This is a genomic window from Ruegeria sp. BHSC043 (genome assembly GCF_059612985.1).
This window is the reverse complement of sequence record NZ_JBXWRS010000001.1, coordinates 266003-286959: the sequence shown is the minus strand read 5'-3', so window position 1 is coordinate 286959 and position 20957 is coordinate 266003. Positions and strand designations below refer to the sequence as shown.

At 60.9% G+C, this 20957-nt stretch carries 20 protein-coding genes; 14 read left to right on the top strand and 6 right to left on the bottom strand.

Features of this window, described 5'->3' with window-relative positions; translation table 11 throughout:
• Positions 1-32: 32 nt before the first annotated feature.
• From AC2FMM_RS01390 to coxB, 5 genes are all read right to left on the bottom strand, one after another.
• On the bottom strand, positions 33-848 hold the full coding sequence (locus AC2FMM_RS01390; protein ID WP_496681436.1) for a cytochrome c oxidase subunit 3: 816 nt from the start codon (positions 846-848) through the stop codon (positions 33-35).
• 22 nt (positions 849-870) lie between these two features.
• Positions 871-1446 (bottom strand): cytochrome c oxidase assembly protein, encoded by a 576-nt coding sequence (locus AC2FMM_RS01385; RefSeq protein WP_496795590.1) that lies wholly within the window; start codon positions 1444-1446, stop codon positions 871-873.
• A complete protein-coding gene (locus tag AC2FMM_RS01380; RefSeq protein ID WP_496713077.1) occupies positions 1446-1607 on the bottom strand; it encodes a cytochrome c oxidase system small membrane protein in 162 nt (53 codons plus the stop codon). Before AC2FMM_RS01380 ends, AC2FMM_RS01385 begins: the two co-directional genes overlap by 1 nt.
• Entirely contained in the window at positions 1604-2560 is a 957-nt protein-coding gene (gene cyoE, locus AC2FMM_RS01375; RefSeq protein ID WP_496681431.1) for a heme o synthase, read from the bottom strand. The genes AC2FMM_RS01380 and cyoE overlap by 4 nt, the downstream gene beginning before the upstream one ends.
• A gap of 82 nt (positions 2561-2642) precedes the next feature.
• Entirely contained in the window at positions 2643-3554 is a 912-nt protein-coding gene (coxB, locus tag AC2FMM_RS01370) for a cytochrome c oxidase subunit II (protein ID WP_496681428.1), read from the bottom strand.
• Positions 3555-3730: 176 nt separating this feature from the next.
• Here coxB and tldD point away from each other — a divergent pair, with 176 nt between their 5' ends.
• From tldD to AC2FMM_RS01345, 5 genes are all read left to right on the top strand, one after another.
• Positions 3731-5152: a metalloprotease TldD gene (gene tldD, locus AC2FMM_RS01365; RefSeq protein ID WP_496795589.1), complete on the top strand. Its 1422-nt coding sequence runs from the start codon at positions 3731-3733 to the stop codon at positions 5150-5152.
• A gap of 225 nt (positions 5153-5377) precedes the next feature.
• The gene (gene dprA, locus AC2FMM_RS01360; RefSeq protein ID WP_496795588.1) at positions 5378-6514 is read left to right on the top strand and encodes a DNA-processing protein DprA; all 1137 of its coding nucleotides are present in this window, start codon (positions 5378-5380) and stop codon (positions 6512-6514) included.
• Positions 6515-6658: 144 nt separating this feature from the next.
• Positions 6659-9274: a type I DNA topoisomerase gene (gene topA / locus AC2FMM_RS01355; protein ID WP_496795587.1), complete on the top strand. Its 2616-nt coding sequence runs from the start codon at positions 6659-6661 to the stop codon at positions 9272-9274.
• Positions 9275-9388: 114 nt separating this feature from the next.
• A complete protein-coding gene (locus AC2FMM_RS01350; RefSeq protein WP_040634234.1) occupies positions 9389-10093 on the top strand; it encodes a CoA transferase subunit A in 705 nt (234 codons plus the stop codon).
• Positions 10093-10719: a 3-oxoacid CoA-transferase subunit B gene (locus AC2FMM_RS01345; protein WP_490361858.1), complete on the top strand. Its 627-nt coding sequence runs from the start codon at positions 10093-10095 to the stop codon at positions 10717-10719. Before AC2FMM_RS01350 ends, AC2FMM_RS01345 begins: the two co-directional genes overlap by 1 nt.
• A gap of 49 nt (positions 10720-10768) precedes the next feature.
• Here AC2FMM_RS01345 and AC2FMM_RS01340 read toward each other — a convergent pair whose 3' ends face one another.
• On the bottom strand, positions 10769-11635 hold the full coding sequence (locus tag AC2FMM_RS01340) for a lytic transglycosylase domain-containing protein (protein WP_496795586.1): 867 nt from the start codon (positions 11633-11635) through the stop codon (positions 10769-10771).
• A 352-nt stretch (positions 11636-11987) separates the two neighbouring features.
• On the opposite strand from AC2FMM_RS01340, the gene AC2FMM_RS01335 reads away from it, so the two are divergent.
• The 9 genes from AC2FMM_RS01335 (at position 11988) to AC2FMM_RS01295 (ending at position 20955) form a co-directional block, all read left to right on the top strand.
• Positions 11988-12230 carry a Flp family type IVb pilin gene (locus AC2FMM_RS01335; RefSeq protein WP_496681414.1) on the top strand — a complete coding sequence of 81 codons (243 nt, stop codon included), beginning with the start codon at positions 11988-11990 and terminating at the stop codon, positions 12228-12230.
• Positions 12231-12457: 227 nt separating this feature from the next.
• On the top strand, positions 12458-12694 hold the full coding sequence (locus AC2FMM_RS01330) for a Flp family type IVb pilin (RefSeq protein ID WP_496795585.1): 237 nt from the start codon (positions 12458-12460) through the stop codon (positions 12692-12694).
• Positions 12695-12926: 232 nt separating this feature from the next.
• Positions 12927-13808, top strand: coding sequence for a Flp pilus assembly protein CpaB (cpaB, locus tag AC2FMM_RS01325; RefSeq protein WP_496795584.1), 882 nt, complete (start codon positions 12927-12929; stop codon positions 13806-13808).
• Positions 13809-14015: 207 nt separating this feature from the next.
• A complete protein-coding gene (locus AC2FMM_RS01320; protein ID WP_496711365.1) occupies positions 14016-15425 on the top strand; it encodes a type II and III secretion system protein family protein in 1410 nt (469 codons plus the stop codon).
• A 16-nt stretch (positions 15426-15441) separates the two neighbouring features.
• Positions 15442-16071 (top strand): OmpA family protein, encoded by a 630-nt coding sequence (locus tag AC2FMM_RS01315; protein ID WP_496681407.1) that lies wholly within the window; start codon positions 15442-15444, stop codon positions 16069-16071.
• Positions 16072-16269: 198 nt separating this feature from the next.
• Positions 16270-17505: a CpaE/TadZ family protein gene (locus AC2FMM_RS01310; RefSeq protein ID WP_496795583.1), complete on the top strand. Its 1236-nt coding sequence runs from the start codon at positions 16270-16272 to the stop codon at positions 17503-17505.
• 27 nt (positions 17506-17532) lie between these two features.
• Entirely contained in the window at positions 17533-18981 is a 1449-nt protein-coding gene (locus AC2FMM_RS01305) for a TadA family conjugal transfer-associated ATPase (protein ID WP_496795582.1), read from the top strand.
• A gap of 11 nt (positions 18982-18992) precedes the next feature.
• Positions 18993-19961, top strand: a complete 969-nt coding sequence (locus AC2FMM_RS01300; protein WP_496795581.1) for a type II secretion system F family protein — start codon at positions 18993-18995, stop codon at positions 19959-19961.
• Between the two features lie 10 nt (positions 19962-19971).
• On the top strand, positions 19972-20955 hold the full coding sequence (locus tag AC2FMM_RS01295) for a type II secretion system F family protein (protein ID WP_496795580.1): 984 nt from the start codon (positions 19972-19974) through the stop codon (positions 20953-20955).
• Positions 20956-20957 lie beyond the last annotated feature (2 nt).

The window sequence follows — 20957 nt, the reverse complement described above, 5'->3', positions numbered from 1 at the left end:
GCGGCTTTTGCAATTCGACAGCCTCGCGGGCGTTACATCAGCGGTGCTTGGCCCCAGATGTAAACCGCGAAGAACAGGAACAGCCAGACGACGTCAACGAAATGCCAATACCAGGCAGCCGCCTCGAAGCCGATGTGTTTTTCCGGAGTGAAATCGCCCCGCATCGCACGGATCAGACAGACCGTCAGGAAGATGGTGCCGATGATCACATGTGCACCGTGGAAGCCGGTGGCCATGAAGAAGTTCGAATAGAACTGGTCGCCGCCGAATTCCCATCCTTCGTGGGCCAGCAGTTCAAAATATTCATAGGCCTGCAAAGCCGTAAAAACGACCCCAAGAAAGATGCCGATTGCCAGGCCCTGGACCAGTGCCTTGCGGTCATTTTCGTGCACCAGGGCGTGGTGTGCCCAGGTCACGGCACAACCCGACAGCAGCAGGATCAGCGTGTTGATCAGCGGCAGGTGAAACGGATCCACCGCGTGGATATCCGGCTGGACGTATTCAGTACCGGCATACTCGTACATCGGGTACATCCGATGCTTGAAGAACGACCAGAACCAGGCAAAGAAGAACATCACCTCGGACATGATGAACAGGATGAAGCCGTAGCGCAGACCGATGCGCACGACCGGTGTATGGTCACCGGCGCGGCTTTCGGCCACCACGTCCGACCACCAGCCGAACATCGTGTACAGAACCGCCACAAGACCGGCCCAGAACACGAAGGACGTCACTCCGTGCATCCACAAGACGGCTCCGAACAGCATGACGAAGCCACCGATCGAGCCGATCAGCGGCCAGATCGACGGGGCCAGAATGTGGTAATCGTGGTTTTTTGCGTGTGCCATCAGCGTCCCTCACCTACAGGCGTTAGTTCGTGTTTGTTTCTGCCTGCGCATCAAGGACGGCATAGCCCTCGGGCAGGTCGATTTCGTAGAATGTATACGACAGCGTGATCGTATGAACATACTGAGCTTCGGGGTCTTCCACCATTTCGGGGTCGACGAAGAAAGTTACGGGCATTTCGACCCGCTCACCGGGCTCCAGAACCTGCTCTTCAAAGCAGAAACAGGCGATTTTCTGGAAGTATCCTCCGGCGGAATAAGGCGTCACGTTGTACGATGCCTGTCCCGCAACTGGCTTGTCCGTCGGGTTGTACGCCTCGTAGAACGCCAGACCGGTCTCGCCGATACGCACCTTCATCTCGCGCTCGACGGGCTTGAACTCCCACGGCATGTCTTTGGCCTTGGACGCGTCGAAGCGAACGGTCACCACACGGTCGAGGATCTCATCAGGCGTGGCCTCAGCCACTCCGGTGGTGCCCCCGAACCCGGTGACCCGGCAGAACCAGTCGTAGAACGGCACAGCCGCCCAGGCCAGGCTGCCCATCAGAACAACCAGACCAACGGTCTGCGCAACGGTCTTCTGCGGTCCGGTCAAAGCCATCAGTTCTGAACCTCCTCGATGTCCGCACCAAAATCGCTGCCCGAGACCTTGACGATGGTCAGGCCGAAGATGATCACGATGAACGCCGCCAACGTCAGCCCAACACCCAGGTTGCGGCCGAACCGGCGCTGGTGCAGCTCATGGCTTTTGCGCAGGCTCATGACCAGCCTCCCAACCCGTAGGGTTTCAGCAACGCCTCGGCGAGAATCGCGCCGAAATGCAGGAACAGGTACAGCAGCGACAGCTTGAAAAAGCTGCGCTCGACCTTGAAATTGTCCGCCTCGGCATCGTCTTCGGTGCGACGCGAGATGGCCCAGGCCCCCTGCAGGAACAGCGCGTTCAAAACTACGGCCACAGCCAAGTAAATCGGGCCACCGATGCCCGAGAAAGCGGTGCCCACGGCCAGCAGGGCCAGCAATGCGGTATAGACTAGGATATGGGTCCGTGTGGCGCGGCGTCCATGCGTCACTGTCAGCATCGGCACGCCCGCGTCGTCATAATCCGAGCGCATAAACAACGCCAGCGCCCAGAAATGCGGCGGTGTCCACATGAAGGTCAGGGCAAACATCAGCCACGGTTCGAGCGTCATCGAACCCGTGGCGGCAACCCAGCCGATCACCGGGGGAAACGCTCCCGCGGCGCCGCCGATCACGATGTTCTGCGGCGTCAGGCGCTTGAGCCACATCGTGTAGATCACGACATAGAAAAAGATGGTAAAGGCCAGAAACGCGCCCGCGAACCAGTTGGTCGCCAAGCCCAGCATGATCACCGACAGGCCCGACAGGGCAAGGCCCAGCGCCATCGCCTCGCCGGGTTCGACCTTGCCCGACGGGATCGGACGACCCTTGGTGCGCTTCATTACCTTATCGATATCCGCATCCCACCACATGTTCAGCGCACCCGAGGCGCCGCCGCCGATGGCGATGAACAGGATCGCGCAGAACCCGACGAAGGGGTGCACGGACACAGGCGCGGCCAGCAGCCCCACCAAGGCGGTGAACACGACAAGCGACATCACCCGCGGCTTGAGCAGCGCGAAATAGTCGCCAAAGCCGGCCTCGTCCGCACGGGGTTGTGCGGCAAGTGTGCTGGCATTGATGCTCGCGTCGGTCATGACAGGTCCTTGTGGTGCGAAAGCTGCGCGAAACCCGCGCAGCCTGTCCTTGGTTTCGATCGGGCCTCAGGCCCTAAGGCGGTCAGTTCGCAGCGATCTGGAACGACGCGGGCAGGCCGGCATATTCTTCCTGCGCCGATTTCAGCCATTCCTCATAGGCTTCTTCGCTGACGACCTTGACGGTGATCGGCATGTAAGCGTGGTCCTTGCCGCACAGCTCGGAACACTGACCGAAATAGATGCCTTCCTTGTCGGCCTTGAACCACAGCTCGGCCAGGCGGCCCGGAATACCGTCCTGCTTGACGCCAAAGGCTGGAATCGTCCACGAATGGATCACGTCGGCCGCGGTGACCTGCATCACCACCACCTTGTTGACGGGCACCACGACGGCGGTGTCGGTGGCCAGCAGCCACTCATCCTCGCTGTAGCCGGCATCGGCCAGCTTGGCGCGCATCGCGTCATCAAGAACGAACGGCGTAACTTCGGCATCGGCCGGACGGGCGCTTTCGTCCAGGGTGGCGGGGTGCCCCAACAGATAGCTGTCGAAGGCAAATTCGTGATCGACATACTCGTAGGTCCAGTACCACTGGTTGCCGGTCACCTTGATAACGACGTCGCCCTCGGGGATTTCCTGCTGCTTGAACAGAACCGGCAGCGAGAATGCCCCGATGAAAACCAGAATCAGGATCGGGCCCAGGGTCCAGGCGATCTCGACCGGGGTGTAGTGCGAGAATCGCGCCGGCGTCGGGTTTGCACGCTGGTTGTAGCGCACGATGCAATAGACCAGCAGGCCTGCGACCAGCAGACAGATCGCGGTGATGATCACCAGAATCATGCCATCAAGGCGTTGAATCCCTTCGGCCAGGCTGGTGGCCGCGGGCTGGAAACCCATGCCGCCGTCGACCGGCTTGCCGATGATCTCAAGGTCCTGAGCCATGGCGGGAAGGCTGGAGAGGGCTGCGAACACCCCCGAAAGCATCAAAGCATTCTTCATTTTCTGTCCTGATCGTTTGATCTTTGCGTCTCTGGCGAACAGGTGTGAATCGGTCACACCTCTCCCGTTGTCTTTGGCCGCGTTAAAAACCATATTCCGGGGGCTAGATAAAGCAAAATGCTTGCGTCAAACAGACGCTATTTTTGATCTGGATCAAATCCGAAAGGCCGCAACCAATGACTCACGCCCCGTTTCGCCCGTTCGAAACCGTTTTGCCGCAAGACGAGGCGCTGGCCGTGCTGCGGTCGGCCACCGATGGCGCCGAGGACGGCGAGCTGTTCGTCGAGCGCCGCAAGTCCGAATCTCTGGTCTTTGATGACGGTCGTCTGCGGTCGGCCTCGTACGATGCGTCCGAGGGGTTCGGCCTGCGGGCGGTTCAGGGTGAAGTGGCAGGATATGCCCATTCTACCGACGTATCCATCCCGGCATTGAAACGCGCGGCCGAAACCGCGCGGCTGGCCGTCGGGGATGGTGGAGGGACACTTGCCGACTCACCGCGAGCGACGAACAAGAACCTGTACACCGACGAGGACCCGATCGAATCCGCCAGCTTTCCGGTCAAGATCGAGACCCTGCGCCAGATCGACAGCTTCGCCCGCGACCTTGATCCGCGCGTTGTTCAGGTAAGCGCGGTGATTGCCGCATCGGTTCAGGAGGTCGAGATCCTGCGCCCTGACGGGACCCTGGTGCGCGACGTGCGCCCGATGACGCGGGTCAATGTCTCGGTCATCGTCGAGCAGAACGGCCGCCGCGAGAGCGGTTCGGCCGGCGGCGGCGGACGGGTCGGGCTCGACGGGCTGCTTGATCCGGCCGATTGGCAGGACAAGGCCCGCGAAGCCTTGCGCATTGCTTTGGTCAACCTTGACGCCGTTCCAGCTCCGGCCGGCGTGATGGAAGTCGCACTGGGCCCCGGCTGGCCTGGCATCCTGTTGCACGAGGCGATCGGCCACGGCTTGGAAGGAGATTTCAACCGCAAGGGCAGTTCGGCCTTCGCCGGGCTGATGGGGCAGCGGATCGCCTCCAAGGGCGTGACCGTGGTCGATGACGGGACCATCCCCGATCGCCGGGGCTCGATCACCGTGGATGATGAGGGCACGCCCAGTTCGCGCACCGTGCTGATCGAGGACGGGATCCTGACCGGCTACATGCAGGACCGCCAGAATGCGCGCCTGATGGGGGTGACCCCCACCGGCAACGGACGGCGGCAAAGCTATGCGCACAAGCCACTGCCGCGCATGACCAACACGATCATGCTGGGCGGCGATGCCAACCCGGCGGATCTGGTTGCCGAGATCAAGGACGGCATCTGGGCCGTGGGTTTCGGCGGCGGCCAGGTCGACATCACCAACGGCAAGTTCGTGTTCAGCTGCACCGAGGCCTACCGGGTCGAGAACGGCAAGATCGGCGCCCCGGTCAAGGGCGCGACGCTGATCGGCGACGGCCCGTCGGCGCTGAAGCGTATCCGGGGTCTGGGCAACGACATGGCATTGGATCCGGGCATGGGAACCTGCGGCAAGGACGGCCAGTGGGTTCCGGTCGGTGTGGGCCAACCCACAGTATTGATGGATGGCCTGACCGTGGGCGGGTCTGCCGCCTGAGGCGAATCAATGTCGGAGCGGCCTCGGCTCGGTTAACCGGGGCCGCCCTTCCAAACATTTCGCACCCGCGCGGACGCCAGGCAGGAAAAAAATTTTGTTATCTTTTCAAGATTATATCGACAATCACGCCTGAAACACTCGCCTTAACTCCTAAAATTTTTCGAGATTCACGCGCTGTTAACCCGGCCAGCCGTAAACCAGTTCTGCAATCAGGCGGAGCCACGGATGACCGAAGAGCAGCAATCTTCCATTCACCCCCCACTCCCACCCACCACGGAAGAGGACCGGTTTTCTTGGCTTCGTCTGATGCGTTCGCGCAAGGTCGGCCCGGCCACGTTCCGGCGCCTGCTGCACGAACATGGCTCGGCGCAGAATGCGCTGGCCGCGCTGCCGGAAGTGGCACGCGCTGCCGGAGTCAAAGGGTATGAAACATGCCCACCCGGCGTGATCGAGGCAGAGCTCAAGGCCGCAAAAGCCGCCAAAGCGCGGCTTTTGTGCCTTGGCTCGGCTGACTACCCCTCAATGCTGGCGGACTTGTCCGATGCGCCCCCCCTGCTTTGGGCAATTGGGGATACGTCAATCCTGCATCGGAAGATGATTGCCCTTGTCGGGGCTCGGAACTGTTCGTCGTTGGGCGCACGGATGGCCCGCGCACTGGCAGACGGGCTGGGCGCACAAGGCTATGTCGTGGTTTCGGGGTTGGCGCGGGGAATCGATACGGCTGCCCACAAGGCCGCGTTGGAATCTGGAACGGTCGCAGTGATGGCCGGTGGTGTCGACGTCATCTATCCGGCCGAGAACACGGATTTGGCCCGCGATATAGCGCTGCGGGGTCTGCGCCTGTCCGAACAGCCCATGGGCGTCACCCCGCAAGCCCGGCATTTTCCCCGTCGCAACCGGATCATCTCGGGCCTGGCGCAGGCGGTGGTGGTGGTCGAAGCCGCTGCCAAATCCGGCAGTCTGATCACTGCGCGCGACGCTCTGGACCAGGGGCGCGACGTGTTGGCCGTGCCGGGCCATCCGTTCGACGCGCGCGCGGCGGGGTGCAACCTGTTGATCCGCGAAGGCGCCACGCTAGTGCGATCGGTCGACGACGTGATCGAAGCCCTGCCTCCACAGACGACCGATCTGTTCGATGCGTCCGCTTCCCCGCAGCCCGCTCCGGATCAGGTGCATCCGATTTCGACCGATGACTTGCAGGGCATGATCCTGTCGCGCCTTGGTCCTTCGCCGGTGGCCGAAGACCAACTGATCCGGGACGTGCAGGTTCCGGCCAGCGCCGTCGGCCCGATTCTGGTCGAACTGGAGCTGGCGGGGCGCATCCAAAGACAGGCGGGCGGGCTGTTGTCTCTGGCCGTCTGACCCGGGTTCGATTTGTCGTTTCACCGGCTCGCAGCGCACCGGAATTCGGACGCGCAATACAGTGCATTGACAAATCCGCCTTGCCCTCCACATCTTGCACGGCCATACATGCCGCCCAATCCGTCGAGCGAGGTTTTAGACTAAATGCCTGTAGTTGTTGTAGAATCCCCGGCCAAGGCAAAAACGATCAACAAATATCTCGGCCCCGACTACACGGTTCTGGCTTCGTACGGCCATGTTCGCGACCTGCCTCCGAAAGACGGATCGGTCGATCCGGACCACGATTTTTCCATGAAATGGGAGGTCGCCGCCGACAGCCGCAAACACGTCAAGGCCATCGCGGATGCGCTCAAGGATGACAACGCGCTGATCCTGGCCACCGACCCCGACCGCGAGGGCGAGGCGATCAGCTGGCACCTGCAAGAGGCGCTGACCAAGCGCCGCTCGATCAAGAAGGACACCGAGGTTCGGCGCGTGACCTTCAACGCCATCACCAAGGATGCGGTGACCAAGGCGATGCAGAACCCGCGCGAGGTCGACATGCCTCTGGTCGAGGCCTATCTGGCCCGGCGCGCACTGGACTATCTGGTCGGTTTCAACCTGTCGCCGGTTCTGTGGCGCAAGCTGCCCGGCGCGAAATCGGCCGGACGCGTGCAATCGGTCTGCCTGCGCCTGATCGTCGAGCGCGAGATGGAGATCGAGGCGTTCAAGCCCGTTGAATACTGGTCGGTCAAGGCGCTGTTCGAAACGCCGCGCGGCCAGACCTATGAGGCGCGGCTAGTCACGCTGGCCGGCAAGAAGCTGGACAAGCATGACATCGCCAATGCAACCCAGGCCGAACTGGCGGTTCAGGCGATCACCAGCCGCGCGCTGAGCGTGACCTCGGTCGAGGCCAAGCCGGCCGCGCGCAACCCCAGCGCTCCGTTCATGACCTCGACCCTGCAGCAGGAAGCCAGCCGCAAATTCGGTATGGGCGCGCGCCACACGATGCAGGTGGCCCAGCGTTTGTACGAGGCCGGGCACATTACCTATATGCGAACCGACGGCATCGACATGGCGCCCGAGGCCGTCGCGGCCACGCGGGACGCGATCAAGGACCGGTTCGGTGCCGAATACGTGCCGGACAGCCCGCGCATGTACAAGAACAAGGCCAAGAACGCGCAGGAAGCGCACGAATGCATCCGGCCCACGGACATGACCAAGGACGCCGCCGCCTTGAAACTGTCGGATGACGATCAGCGCAAGCTGTACGATCTGATCTGGAAACGTACGATCGCCTGCCAGATGGCCGCTGCGCGGCTGGAACGCACAACCGTCGAAATAGGCAGCGATGACGGCCAAGTGGGCCTGCGCGCCACCGGTCAGGTCGTGCTATTCGACGGCTTCATGCGCGTCTACGAGGAAGGCCGCGACGATGTCGAGGACGAGGATGACAAGCGCCTGCCCCAGATCATGCAGGGTGATCCGGCGCGCTTTGCCAAGACCACGCTGAAGGATCAGTTTGACAAGGCTACCGCCGACGGCGCGGACAAGAAGGCCATCCTGTCGGACAACCAGACGGTTCTGGCGCTGCAACACCACACCCAACCGCCGCCGCGCTATACCGAGGCGACACTGGTCAAACGGATGGAAGAACTGGGTATCGGGCGACCCTCGACCTATGCCTCGATCGTCACCACGATTCAGGACCGCGGTTACGTCCGCAAGGACAAGAACCGCCTGATCCCCGAGGAAAAGGGCCGGATCGTCACGATCTTCTTGCTGAATTTCTTCCGCCAGTATGTCGGGTACGAATTCACTGCCAACCTCGAAGAGCAGCTGGACGAGGTGAGCGCCGGCGCCCGCGACTACAAGGACCTGCTATCCAAGTTCTGGCGCGATTTCTCGGCCGCGATCGCCGAGACGTCCGAGCTGCGGATTTCAGAAGTGCTCGACAAGCTGGACGAGGCGCTGGCCCCGCAGCTGTACCCCCCGCGCGAGGATGGCTCGGATCCGCGCATCTGCCCCAAATGCGGGGTCGGACGGCTGCACCTGAAAACCTCGCGGACCGGCGGATTCGTGGGCTGCGGGAACTATCCCGAATGCACCTATACCCGCCCCATCGCCGGTGAAGGCGCCGAGGGCGAGGAACGTCTGCTGGGCATGGATGGCGAAGATGAGATCTGGCTGAAATCCGGACGCTTCGGCCCCTATGTCCAGCGCGGCGAAGCCACGCCCGAGAACAAGAAACCGCCACGCGCCTCTTTGCCGAAGGGCTGGAACAAGGATGCCATGGACCTTGAGAAGGCGCTGACCCTTCTGAGCCTGCCGCGCGAGATTGGCGAACACCCCGAGGGCGGTATGATCAGCGCCAATTTCGGGCGCTTCGGTCCCTATATCATGCACCAGCTACCGGACGAGGCGAAGCCGGTCTACGCCAATCTCAAGGATCCCAACGACGTGTTCGAAATCGGCATGAACCGGGCCGTCGAACTGTTGGCGGAAAAGCGCGCCAACCCCGGGCGGCGGGGACGGGCTGCGGCCAAACCGCTGAAGGAACTGGGCGAGCATCCCGATGGCGGCGCGATCCAGGTTCTGGACGGGCGCTATGGGCCTTATGTGAAGTGGGAAAAGGTCAACGCGACCCTGCCCAAGGACATCAAGCCCGAGGACGTTACGCCCGAAATGGCGGTGGAACTGGTCAATGAGAAGGCGGCCAAGAAAGGCACCCGCAAAAAGGCCGCGCCCAAGAAGAAAGCCACCAAGAAGAAAGCCAGCTGATCCCGGCCCCCGCGGGCGGTTAGGTAGAAATACCACCCGCCCGCAGGTTTCATTGACTTCCCAATGACGTGGCGGCACAACCTGCCCATCACCATGTCATTGGGGGAGTTTTCCATGAAGAAAGTCTATGCCAATGCCACCGAGGCCCTCGATGGGATACTTCGGGATGGCATGCTGATCGCGGCCGGCGGGTTCGGCCTGTGCGGCATTCCCGAATTGCTGCTGCAGGCGATCAAGGAGTCGGGCGTGAAGGATCTGACCTTTGCCTCGAACAACGCAGGCGTCGACGATTTCGGCATCGGCATTCTGCTGCAGACGCGGCAGGTCAAGAAGATGATCAGCTCGTATGTCGGTGAGAACGCCGAATTCATGCGCCAGTACCTGTCGGGCGAGCTTGAGCTGGAATTCACCCCACAAGGTACCTTGGCCGAGCGCATGCGCGCCGGCGGCGCGGGTATCCCGGGCTTCTATACCAAGACCGGCGTCGGCACCGTGATCGCCGAGGGCAAGGAGCACAAGGAGTTCAACGGCGAGACCTACATCCTCGAGGAGGGGATCTTTGCCGATCTGGCCATCGTCAAGGCATGGAAAGCCGACGACACCGGCAACTTGGTGTTCCGCAAGACCGCCCGCAACTTCAACGTGCCGGCGGCGACCTGCGGCAAGATCTGCGTGGCCGAGGTCGAAGAGATCGTGCCGCGCGGTTCGCTGGATCCCGACTGCATCCACCTGCCCGGCATCTATGTGCACCGGGTCATTCAAGGTCAGCACGAAAAGCGCATCGAACAGCGCACCACCCGCAAGAAGGAGGAAGCGTAATGCCCTGGGACCGCAATCAGATGGCCGCGCGTGCGGCCGAGGAACTTGAAGACGGCATGTATGTGAACCTCGGCATCGGAATTCCGACGCTGGTGGCGAACTATGTGGGCGACAAGGACATCACCCTGCAATCGGAAAACGGCATGCTGGGCATGGGCCCCTTCCCCTATGAGGGCGAAGAGGACCCCGACCTGATCAACGCCGGCAAACAGACCATCACCGAACTGCCCCGCACCGCCTATTTCGACAGCGCCACGTCTTTTGCCATGATCCGCGGCGGCAAGATCGCGGCGGCGATTTTGGGCGCGATGGAGGTCGACGAGAAGGGCGATCTGGCCAACTGGATGATTCCGGGCAAGCTGGTCAAGGGCATGGGCGGCGCGATGGACCTGGTGGCCGGGGTCGGACGGGTCATCGTGGTGATGGACCACACCAACAAGCACGGCGACAGCAAGGTGCTGAAGGAATGCACCCTGCCGCTGACCGGCAAGGGCGTGGTTGACCGCATCATCACCAACCTGGGCGTGCTGGACGTCGTCGAAGGCGGCCTGAAGATCGTAGAACTGGCCGATGGCGTCACCGAAGAAGACATGCGCGCGGCGACCGAGGCGACCATCGTCGCTTGACCCGGTTGGCGTTGGGAATTGAAAAGGCCCGCGATTGCGCGGGCCTTTTTCACTTCATGGTCTGAAACACGCAACCGTCGGAAACAAGATCGGGAGGTGTGGCGCACAAGGCGCGGGCGACCTGGAACGCCGCCAGCACCTTGGGCACATAGTCGCGGGTTTCAGCGTAAGGCGGCACGCCATTGTGTTTGCGCACTGCGCCCTCCCCCGCGTTGTAACCGGCCAGCACGAGGATCGGATCGCTCCCGAACTCTCCCATCAACCAGTCGAGATATTTCACGCCACCGGCAATGTTCTGCTCCGGCAGCATGCTGTCGGTCACCCCGAACCGCTTGGCGGTGGCGGGCATCAGCTGCATCAACCCCTGCGCCCCGGCCGAGCTGACGGCCGTCTCGCGTCCGCCGGACTCCACCGACATCACCGCCAGCACCAGAGCGGGCGATACCTTGGTGCCCACGGTCGAGCGCAGGATATCCACGCCGCGCTGCTCGACGATGCGCTGCAGTGTTTGAAGCCGCGGCGAAGCGACCCCGACCGTTGCCAGCGCCTGAAGCGCTGGATCCAGCCTTCCCGGACCAGCCTGGGCCATGTCAGGCGAAATCCTCGCCCAGAAGGCCTTATATGCACCTTCGGGCGTTTTCTCGGGCTGGATCTGCGGAAGGTTGGCCGCCGGTACTTTGGTGCGGGCAATGATGTCGGGCACGACAAGCGTGGCGCCCGTGCTGGGGGCCGATGGCGCCTTGGCATGTTCCTCGGCCGATATCTGGACGGTGACATGCGGGCGCGCACCCGGTTTGGGCGCCTTGATCCGTTTGTAGACGCCGCGCGGTTCGATGTCGGTGGCCTGGGCCGGTGCAACGAAAGCTGCTGCAAACGCCAAAACGCCGGCGCATGTCAGTAAGCTCGGGATTCTCATCTTGCCTGCCTCATCTTCTTTTGGCGTTGATTTGTTACGCGAATCCGCGCTGCGGGCCAGAAAAACCACATGAATTGGGGCGTTTTTGCCTCATTTGCCGCAATTTTGCATCGGAACGCTCCCCGCCCCGAAGATATGAGAAAATTTTTTTTGTTATAATTCAGTGTGTTGAAAGAAAAATGACTAAAAAGTTAAGCACGCGGAAGAAAATCATCTGTTTGGCCCAAATCCTGCCATGCGGGCAGGGCAAACATAATGCCATACCGAGACGGTCATGAGCAGACTGAGAGAGGACGCTCTGGAAAGACCCCGAGGTTTTATTAGCTTAGTGATCCTTTAGGAGGGACGTAACATGATCAAGCTCTTCAAGAAATTCCGCAACGACGAAAGCGGCGCCGTGACTGTTGACTGGGTCGTTCTGACCGCGGCCGTCGTGGGCCTGGGCACCGTTGCCTACACGCAGATCTCGGGCGGCGCGACCGGCCTGGCCACCAACGTGAACAGCGCTCTGAGCGGTGCAACCGTTTCGACCGGCACCAACGCCGGCGCAGCCGGTGGTATCACCACCGCAGGCACCGGCACCGGCGGCAGCTAAGCCCCGAAACATGCATTCTGGGCCGCGCCAAACTGGCGCGGCCTTTTTTTTAACCAAAACGTAGGACTTTGTGTGTTGAACCGAGCATAGTTCCCCGCCCGGCCAACCTGCTGTCCGCCATGGACGGGCAGCCGGGTTGCACGAGGAGACGAAAGCAACGGTATTGTCGGCACCTGCTGCGCGGTTCGCGCAAGACACGGGACGCCGACGGGTAAGAGGTATACGCCATGATTCGAGTTGCAAGTGATTTCATTCGCGATGAAGAAGGTGCCGTCACAGTTGATTGGGTTGTCATAACCGCGCTGGTCGTGGGACTGTCGATGGTGACATATCTGGTCATTCAAACGGCCACCACCAACATGGGGGGCAACGTTGATACCGCGTTGAGCGGTTCAACCGTCAGTACTGGCACCAGCGCTGGAGAGAACGGCGGGATCGTGACCGCGGGCACCAGCGGAAGTTGAGGTCTCGAAACAATTCCCGGGTGAGTCTCGGGCATTGCCAAGGTTGACCAGACAGAATTTCGCGCGGCGCTTTGCTGCGCGGGGACGTCACTTGGGGCGTTTCCCCAACAACCCTGGCGAAAATCCGGAATTTGTCCCACATTTCGACACAATTCCGATTTATCAAATATGCTGTTTCAATGTCTTGTTTGGGCCGATACACGTGCGACCAACAAAATAAAGAGGTGAACGCATGCGAGCTGTTTTTGGACTTGTCCTGATCATCGGGGTCGCCCTAGCTGGTGGCGCGGTGTACATGGCCCGAAATTACATTGCCGAGTATCAAAACGCACTGGCCCGGGAAAAACAGGCGGCTCAAGAGGCGCTCGCGAATGCCAAAGTCAACGTGGTGCCAACCGTGGGCGTCATCGTTTCGACTCGCAAACTGAAATATGGTGAACAGCTGACCACCGAGGATGTGCGCGTGGTCGAATGGCCCGAAAACGCGATTCCCGAAGGCACGTTCACCGACATGACCGCGCTGTTCCCCGAAACGGGCCAGAACGAGCGGTTCGTTTTGCGTGCGATGGAAAAGGACGAGGCCATCATGGCGGTGAAGATCACCAAACCGGGTGAACCAGCCGGCCTGACCTCGTTGCTGGAAAAGGGCAAACGCGCCTTTGCCATCAGTGTGGACGTGGCCTCGGGCGTTTCGGGCTTCCTGCGCCCCGGGGATGTGGTCGATGTGTACTGGACCGGGTCGTTGCGGGGCGCGGTCGAGGGCGCGAACGGCGAGATCACGCGCCTGATCCAGCCGAATATCGAATTGATAGCCGTGGACCAGACGGCCGGTTCCGACGTGACGGGCACGACCATTGCCCGAACGGTGACGGTGGCCGCCACCCCCGAACAGATCGCGGCGCTGGCGCAGGCGCAAAACACCGGGCGGCTGTCGCTGGCTTTGGTGGGCGTACAGGATGAAACCGTCGCAAGCGCCATCGAAATGGACCAGCGTAAGCTGTTGGGCATCAAGGAGAGCGCACCTGCTCCGGTCAAGCAAGAGGAGAAGGTCTGCACCATTCGGACCCGCCGGGGCGATCAGATCGTAGAGACTCCGATCCCCTGCACAAACTGATGCTTGCTCAATAGCTTGCCAGCCAAATTCGGAATGAAGCCGCGCTTTGTGCGCGGCTTCTCTCGTTTTGGTTGTTGCCCATTCTCCACATAAGGAAAATTCCGGAAACCCTTGATTATTGCAATAAAACCCGAATTCGCGCACAGTTCGCCATCATAGGGCAATAGACCCACAAAAAACTGAGTGGTGATCGGAGAGGCAGGTCACATGACATTTCGTTCCTGGATTGGCGCAACCCTTTTGGGGGTAGCGCTTGTTACGAGCCCGGCCGGCTTCGATGCCGCTTGGGCCGAAAATCTTCGCGTGGTCAAGAAAGGTACGGCGGAAACGCTGGATGTGCCGATCAACCGCGCCATCGTGGTTGAAAGCGAAACACCTTTCGCCGAGCTCAGCATCGCGAATGCGGGCATCGCGGATATTTCGTCGCTTTCGGACCGCACCATCTATGTGTTGGGCAAGGCGCCCGGCATGACGACGCTGACCTTGTTCGACGGCGCCGGCAATCTGATCACCAATGTGAGTGTTCGGGTCGCACCGGACGTGACCGAATTCAAAGAGCGCCTGAGGCAGATTCTGCCAAACGAACCGATCGAGGTGCGCACCGCCAATGACGGGATCGTGCTGTCTGGCACGGTTTCCAGCTCGGCCAAGCTGGCGCGGGCACTGGAACTGGCCGAGCGCTACGCCCCCGAACGCGTATCGAACCTGATGAATGTCGGTGGTGTGCAGCAGGTCATGCTGAAGGTCCGCTTTGCCGAAATGAACCGCTCGGTGGCCAAGAACCTGTCAGCCTCACTGGGCTTTGGCGGCGGTGACGTGACCGGCGGCATCAACACTCTGAACAACCAGCCCGCCCTGACCAATGCCTTGGCCAACAGAATTCCGGTGGCCCAGTCCAATACGGGCGCCATCCTGTTCGGCTTCGGCGCGGGGTCGACCCAGGTTCGCCTGCTGCTCGAAGCGCTGGAAGCCAAAGGCTTGGCCCGCAGCTTGGCCGAACCGAACCTGTCTGCCCTGTCCGGCCAGGAGGCGACGTTCCTTGCCGGTGGCGAGGTTCCGATTCCCGTGCCGCAGGATGACGGCGTGGTTGCCATCGAATACAAGGCCTTCGGCGTCGAGATCGACTTTGTGCCGCGGGTCGTTGACGGTGACCTGATCAACCTCGAGATGGCCGCGTCGGTGTCCAGCATCGACACCGGCTCGAACTTCACCATCAACGGCGACAACGTTCCCAGTTTCATCACGCGCCAGACCAGCACGACGGTTGAACTGCGCGACGGAGAAAGTTTTGCGATCGCGGGCCTGATCCAGGACGACTTTACCGACCTGAGCAATCAGATCCCCTGGCTGGGCGACGTTCCGGTGCTGGGCGCGTTGTTCCGAAGCGCCGAATACCAGCGCGAGCAGAGCGAACTGGTGATCATCATCACCGCGCATCTTGTGTCGCCGACGCGCGGCGAAGCGCTGGCCTTGCCCACGGATCGGGTCAAACCGCCAAGCGAATTCGACCTTTTCGTCAATGGTCGTGTAGCCCGCACCGAGCGCACGGGCAACGGCGCGGCGTCGGAAGTTGCCAAACAGGATTTCGGCAGCTCCTACGGCTATGTCCTGGACTGATAGGGAGGACAGACCAATGCAAAAGTGGATGATCACACTGGGTCTTGCAGTCGCGGTTGCCAACTGTACCCGAGAAGCCGGCTACGAGATCGACCAAGGCGCCTTTGGCAATGCGACCCTGAACAACGTTCAGGTCATGAACGGCGAGTTGTCCTATGGCCAGATCCTGGCTCAGCGCTTCGCGGCCGAGGTCCCGACCCAGATCAACTTTGCCTTCGACAGCGCCCAGTTGGACGAGTCGGCGCGCCGGATCCTCTTGCAGCAGGCCAACTGGATCAAACAGTTCCCCGAAGCCCGGTTCCGCGTCTATGGACACACGGATGCGGTCGGCTCGCAGAGCTACAACTACAACCTGGGTCTGCGCCGCGCGAATGCGGCGGTGAATTTCCTTGTTCAGCAGGGGATCTCACGCGCGCGCCTCGAGGCGTTGGTGTCGTTCGGCAAGACCAAGCCTTTGGTGGCGACACCGAATCGCGACCGCCGCAACCGGCGCACCGTGACCGAGGTATCCGGCCTTGTGGACCGCCATCCCAACATCCTGGATGGGAAATATGCCGAGGTCATCTATCGCGAGTATGTCGAAAGCGCGACCTACCCGAGCAAGTTGAGCCGCGAGACGGCGCTGGGCGAGACCAGCGAACAATAATTGGAAATCGGGCGACATCGTCGCCCGTTTCCCTACAATTGGTTTTTTTGCGCCCCATTCTTGCCCCAGTTCCAAGCGACATTGTGAACAATTGGGTGACCTGCGGCCGAAATTGGCCGCAACAGGGCGACAGCAAACCGACACACGATTCTCGACCGTATCGACGTTTGCTGCGCTCCTACGACGAGGATTGTGTTAATGACGAGCGCCACGCCGCAAAATGATGATACCGCCATTCTGGCATGTACGATCAGCCGGGACGTGCAGAACTTCGACCTGCTGATCGAGGACATGGAAACCGCCCTGGGTGAACGCTGGGGTGATCTTGGTTTTGCCGAAGCGCTTGCCTTTTTCAACCAACCCGAAGCCGAATCCCTTCAATTCGTGGCTCTGGCCATCGATGGCGAGGATGAAGACGATCTGACGCTGATGGGCGAGATCATCACGAAGGCCAAGGACAAAAACATCAAGGTTGTTCTGATCGCCGAAGACGTCACGCCGGCGGCGCTGCATCAACTGCTGCGCAAGGGGGCGGACGAGTTCGTTCCCTACCCTCTGCCGGAAAACGAGTTGCAAGAAGCCATCGACCGGATGAACCAGCCCGATCCCGAACCGGTGCCGCAGCCAAACGCCGTGCCGCTGGCGGCCGGGTCGCCGAAGGAAGGCGCGCTTCTGGTGGTTCAAGGATTGGCCGGCGGCGTCGGCGCCACGACCATGGCGGTGAACCTTGCCTGGGAACTTGCGACCGTTTCGGGCAAGGATGCCCCTCGGGTCTGCCTGATCGACCTTGATCTTCAGTACGGGACCGTATCGACCTATCTGGATCTTCCCCGCCGCGAAGCCGTGTTCGAGATGCTGTCGGACACCGCCGCCATGGATGATGACGTGTTCGCACAGGCGCTGCAGAAATTTGATGACAAGCTCGACGTGCTGACGGCCCCGTCGGACATGGTGCCGCTGGACCTGCTCACGCCCGAAGATATTCAGCGCGTGATCGACATGGCCCGCAAACACTATGACTACGTTCTGATCGACATGCCCAAGACGCTGGTGCATTGGTCCGAAACGGTGTTGCAGGCTGCACATGTGTATTTCGCCCTAATCGAACTCGACATGCGCTCGGCCCAGAACGCGCTGCGTCTCAAGCGGGCGCTTCAGGCCGAGGAACTGCCCTTCAACAAGTTGCGTTTCGCGCTGAACCGCGCGCCGAAATTCACCGATCTCAATGGCAAGAGCCGGGTCAAGCGCATGGGCGAAAGCCTGGGCATTTCAATCGACCTGCAGCTGCCGGATGGTGGCAAACCGGTTCTTCAGGCCGGCGATCACGGATTGCCGCTGGCCAATTCCGCCGCCAAGAACCCGCTGCGTCGGGAAATCGCCAAACTTGCTCAGTCATTGCACAGCCTCGGCAGCAACAGCGCCGAGGCCGCATAATCACAGCCCCCAAGGGGAGGAGCCGCCGTGTTTTCACGATACAAGAAGCAACCAGCCGCTCAGCCGGTGGCCACGCCGACCGAGACCGCCAAGTCTCCGGAAGCACCTGCGAGCTCGGGCCAGCCGTCATCTTCGACGGCCGTCGCGCGCAAGCCCGCGGTCAAAAAACAGGGCGAAGTCAAGGGAATGGACCGCGAGCGCAAGCGCAAAGAGCGTCTGAGCGAAATCAAGATCGAGCTGCATCGCGAGCTTCTGGAAAACCTGAACCTGGCTGCGCTGGAAAACGCGTCCGAGGCGGAACTTCGGGCCGAGATCAGCGCCATCGCAAGCGAAGTCCTGGAAGCCAAGAACATCGTTCTTAACCGCGAAGACCGCTCGCAGCTGAACAAAGAGCTGTATGACGAGGTGACCGGACTCGGTCCTCTGGAAACGCTGCTGCAGGACGACACGGTCAGCGATATTCTGGTCAACGGCCCGCATCAGATCTTTGTCGAACGGTTCGGCAAGCTAGAGTTGAGCGACGTCACCTTCAAGGATGAAAAGCACCTGATGCGGATCATCGACAAGATCGTGTCGGCCGTGGGCCGGCGTGTCGATGAGTCGAACCCCTATGTTGACGCCCGCCTGGCAGATGGGTCGCGTTTCAACGCGATGGTCCCCCCGATCGCGGTGGATGGATCGCTGGTGTCGATCCGGAAATTCAAGAAAGACAAGCTCAGTATCGACGACCTTGTGAAATTCGGCGCCTTTACCGAGGAAATGGCCGCTTATCTTCAGGCCGCGGTGTCCACCCGCCTAAACATCATCGTGTCGGGTGGTACCGGCTCGGGTAAGACCACCACGCTGAACGCTTTGTCCAGCTTCATCGACGATGCCGAACGCATCCTGACCATCGAGGACACGGCGGAACTGCAGCTGCAGCAGACCCATGTTGGCCGGATGGAAAGCCGCCCGCCCAACGTGGAAGGCAAGGGCGAAGTCAGCCCGCGCGACTGTCTGAAGAACGCCCTGCGGATGCGCCCCGACCGCATCATCGTCGGCGAGACACGCGGCGCCGAGGTGATCGACATGTTGCAGGCCATGAACACCGGCCACGACGGCTCGATGACCACGATCCACGCCAACTCGGCCCGCGACGGTATCTCGCGTCTGGAAAACATGATCGCGATGGCCGGGATCGAAATGCCGATCAAGGCCGTGCGCAGCCAGATCGCAAGCGCCGTGAACCTGATCGTGCAGGCCAGCCGCCTGCAGGACGGCTCGCGCCGCATGACCTCGATCACCGAGATTACAGGCATGGAAGGTGACGTGATCTCGATGCAGGAAATCTTTCGTTTTCAACGCGTTGGCCTGACACCCGATAACAAGATCATCGGTCACTTCACGGCCACGGGCGTACGCAGCCACTATTCGGAACGGTTCCGTCTTTGGGGGTATGACCTGCCCGCATCGATCTATGAACCGACGACCATGTAGGAGAGCCGGACATGCAACTGCCTACCGAGGCGCTCATCTATGTCGCGATCTTCGTCGGGGTTCTGGCGCTGGTCGAAGGCATCTATCTGGTGGCTTTCGGCAAGTCCATCAGCCTGAACAGCAAGGTCAATCGCCGTCTGGACATGCTTGACAAGGGTGTCGGTCGCGAACAGGTGCTGGAACAGCTGCGCAAGGAAATGCAGCAGCACATGAAATCGCAGAGCATCCCGCTCTATTCCCTGTTGGCCGACAAGGCGCAAAAGGCAGCGATCGCCTTCAGCCCGCGCCAGTTGATCATGATGATGGCCCTGCTGTCGATCGTTGCCTTCATGGGGCTGAGCATCGGCACCCGCACCGAGACACTGTTGCGGGTTGCGCTGTCGGTGGCGATCGGGGTCGGTGCGGTCTATGCTTGGGTGAACAGCAAGGCCAAAAAGCGGATGGCCATGCTGGAGGAACAACTGCCGGATGCGGTCGAACTGATGGTGCGCTCGCTGCGGGTGGGCAACCCGTTCGTATCGTCCGTCCAGATCGTCGCCAACGAGGTCGAAGACCCGTTGGGTACCGAATTTGGTGTGATCGCCGACGAATGCGCCTATGGCCGCGACGTGGGCGAAGCGCTCAAGGACATGGCCGAGCGTCTGGACATGCAGGACCTTCGCTTCTTGGCCGTTGCGGTGGGTATTCAACAGCAGTCCGGCGGCAACCTGGCCGAAATCCTTGCCGGTCTTGCCAAGGTGATCCGGGCCCGCTTCCGTCTGTTTCGGCGCGTCAAGGCCATCACCGCCGAGGCACAGTGGTCGGGCAAGTTCCTGTCAGGGTTCCCTGTCGGCTGCCTGCTGTTTATCCTGGTGAAGGACCCAAATTATTATGACTCGGTCCTTGATCACCCGTGGTTCATCCCGGCCTGCTTCGTTGTCGGCATCATGCTGACCTTGAACCTGGTCGTGATGCGCATCCTCACCAACATCAAGGTCTGAAGGGGCAAGCATGGAAATCCTGAACCAAATCAATGATTTTCTGACCCAGCAGTTAGGAGAGTTCGGGCCGCTGATCGTCGTGGGCGTGCTGGGCCTGTTCATGATCCTAATCACCATCCCCATTCTGCTGAACCAGCCCGAAGACCCCCTGAAGAAGCTGCAGCGCGCCAACGCGGCGCCCAAGCGCGAAAAAAAGAGCAAAAAGGACCAGCTGCGCAATTCAAGCCGCAACGAACAGCTGGAGAAATTCGCCAACTTTCTTGAGCCGCAGGACCAGGAAGAATATTCCGCCATGGAGCTCAAGCTGCGTCAGGCCGGTTACCGGTCGAAGGACGCGGTTCGGTTCTTCCATTTTGCGCAGTTCGCTTTGGGAATTTCCGGCATCATCATCGGGGTGTTGCTGGTCACCGTGTTCAACAACGGGCAGGAATTTACCGGCCAGCAGATGATGATCCGCGTGCTGGTGCCCGGTGCCATCGGCTATTACATCCCCAAATACTGGATCACGCGCCGCATCGAAGAACGCAAAGAAGCCATCACCGCCGGCTTCCCCGATACGCTTGACCTGATGCTTGTCTGCGTGGAAGCGGGTCAGTCGCTGGATCAGGCGATCGTTCGCGTGGCGTCCGAAATGCAATCATCCTATCCGGAAATCGCCCAGGAATTTGAAACCGTTGCCTACGAAATGAAGGCGGGCAAGGACAAGAACACGGTTCTACGCGACTTCGGCACCCGCTGCGGCGTGCAGGACGTCAGCTCGTTCGTGACCGTGATGATCCAATCGGCGACTTTCGGCACCTCGATAGCCGATGCATTGCGGGTCTATGCGGGCGAGATGCGTGACAAGCGGGTTATGCGGGCGGAAGAGGCCGCAAACAAGTTGCCAACCAAAATGACGCTTGCCACAATGATGCTGACGGTCCCGCCGCTGCTGATCATTCTGATCGGGCCTTCGGCCAAGGGGATCATGGACTTTACGAACATGAGCAAATAGCC

What these genes read in the sequence shown, in the direction of transcription:
- cyoE (WP_496681431.1), bottom strand. Translation starts at nt 2,560, where the DNA reads ATGACCGACGCGAGCATCAATGCCAGCACACTTGCCGCACAACCCCGT.
- tldD (WP_496795589.1), top strand. Translation starts at nt 3,731, where the DNA reads ATGACTCACGCCCCGTTTCGCCCGTTCGAAACCGTTTTGCCGCAAGAC.
- AC2FMM_RS01320 (WP_496711365.1), top strand. Translation starts at nt 14,016, where the DNA reads ATGACATTTCGTTCCTGGATTGGCGCAACCCTTTTGGGGGTAGCGCTT.
- coxB (WP_496681428.1), bottom strand. Translation starts at nt 3,554, where the DNA reads ATGAAGAATGCTTTGATGCTTTCGGGGGTGTTCGCAGCCCTCTCCAGC.
- dprA (WP_496795588.1), top strand. Translation starts at nt 5,378, where the DNA reads ATGACCGAAGAGCAGCAATCTTCCATTCACCCCCCACTCCCACCCACC.
- AC2FMM_RS01300 (WP_496795581.1), top strand. Translation starts at nt 18,993, where the DNA reads ATGCAACTGCCTACCGAGGCGCTCATCTATGTCGCGATCTTCGTCGGG.
- AC2FMM_RS01315 (WP_496681407.1), top strand. Translation starts at nt 15,442, where the DNA reads ATGCAAAAGTGGATGATCACACTGGGTCTTGCAGTCGCGGTTGCCAAC.
- cpaB (WP_496795584.1), top strand. Translation starts at nt 12,927, where the DNA reads ATGCGAGCTGTTTTTGGACTTGTCCTGATCATCGGGGTCGCCCTAGCT.
- AC2FMM_RS01330 (WP_496795585.1), top strand. Translation starts at nt 12,458, where the DNA reads ATGATTCGAGTTGCAAGTGATTTCATTCGCGATGAAGAAGGTGCCGTC.
- AC2FMM_RS01310 (WP_496795583.1), top strand. Translation starts at nt 16,270, where the DNA reads ATGACGAGCGCCACGCCGCAAAATGATGATACCGCCATTCTGGCATGT.
- AC2FMM_RS01345 (WP_490361858.1), top strand. Translation starts at nt 10,093, where the DNA reads ATGCCCTGGGACCGCAATCAGATGGCCGCGCGTGCGGCCGAGGAACTT.
- AC2FMM_RS01380 (WP_496713077.1), bottom strand. Translation starts at nt 1,607, where the DNA reads ATGAGCCTGCGCAAAAGCCATGAGCTGCACCAGCGCCGGTTCGGCCGC.
- AC2FMM_RS01295 (WP_496795580.1), top strand. Translation starts at nt 19,972, where the DNA reads ATGGAAATCCTGAACCAAATCAATGATTTTCTGACCCAGCAGTTAGGA.
- AC2FMM_RS01335 (WP_496681414.1), top strand. Translation starts at nt 11,988, where the DNA reads ATGATCAAGCTCTTCAAGAAATTCCGCAACGACGAAAGCGGCGCCGTG.
- AC2FMM_RS01385 (WP_496795590.1), bottom strand. Translation starts at nt 1,446, where the DNA reads ATGGCTTTGACCGGACCGCAGAAGACCGTTGCGCAGACCGTTGGTCTG.
- AC2FMM_RS01350 (WP_040634234.1), top strand. Translation starts at nt 9,389, where the DNA reads ATGAAGAAAGTCTATGCCAATGCCACCGAGGCCCTCGATGGGATACTT.
- topA (WP_496795587.1), top strand. Translation starts at nt 6,659, where the DNA reads ATGCCTGTAGTTGTTGTAGAATCCCCGGCCAAGGCAAAAACGATCAAC.
- AC2FMM_RS01390 (WP_496681436.1), bottom strand. Translation starts at nt 848, where the DNA reads ATGGCACACGCAAAAAACCACGATTACCACATTCTGGCCCCGTCGATC.
- AC2FMM_RS01340 (WP_496795586.1), bottom strand. Translation starts at nt 11,635, where the DNA reads ATGAGAATCCCGAGCTTACTGACATGCGCCGGCGTTTTGGCGTTTGCA.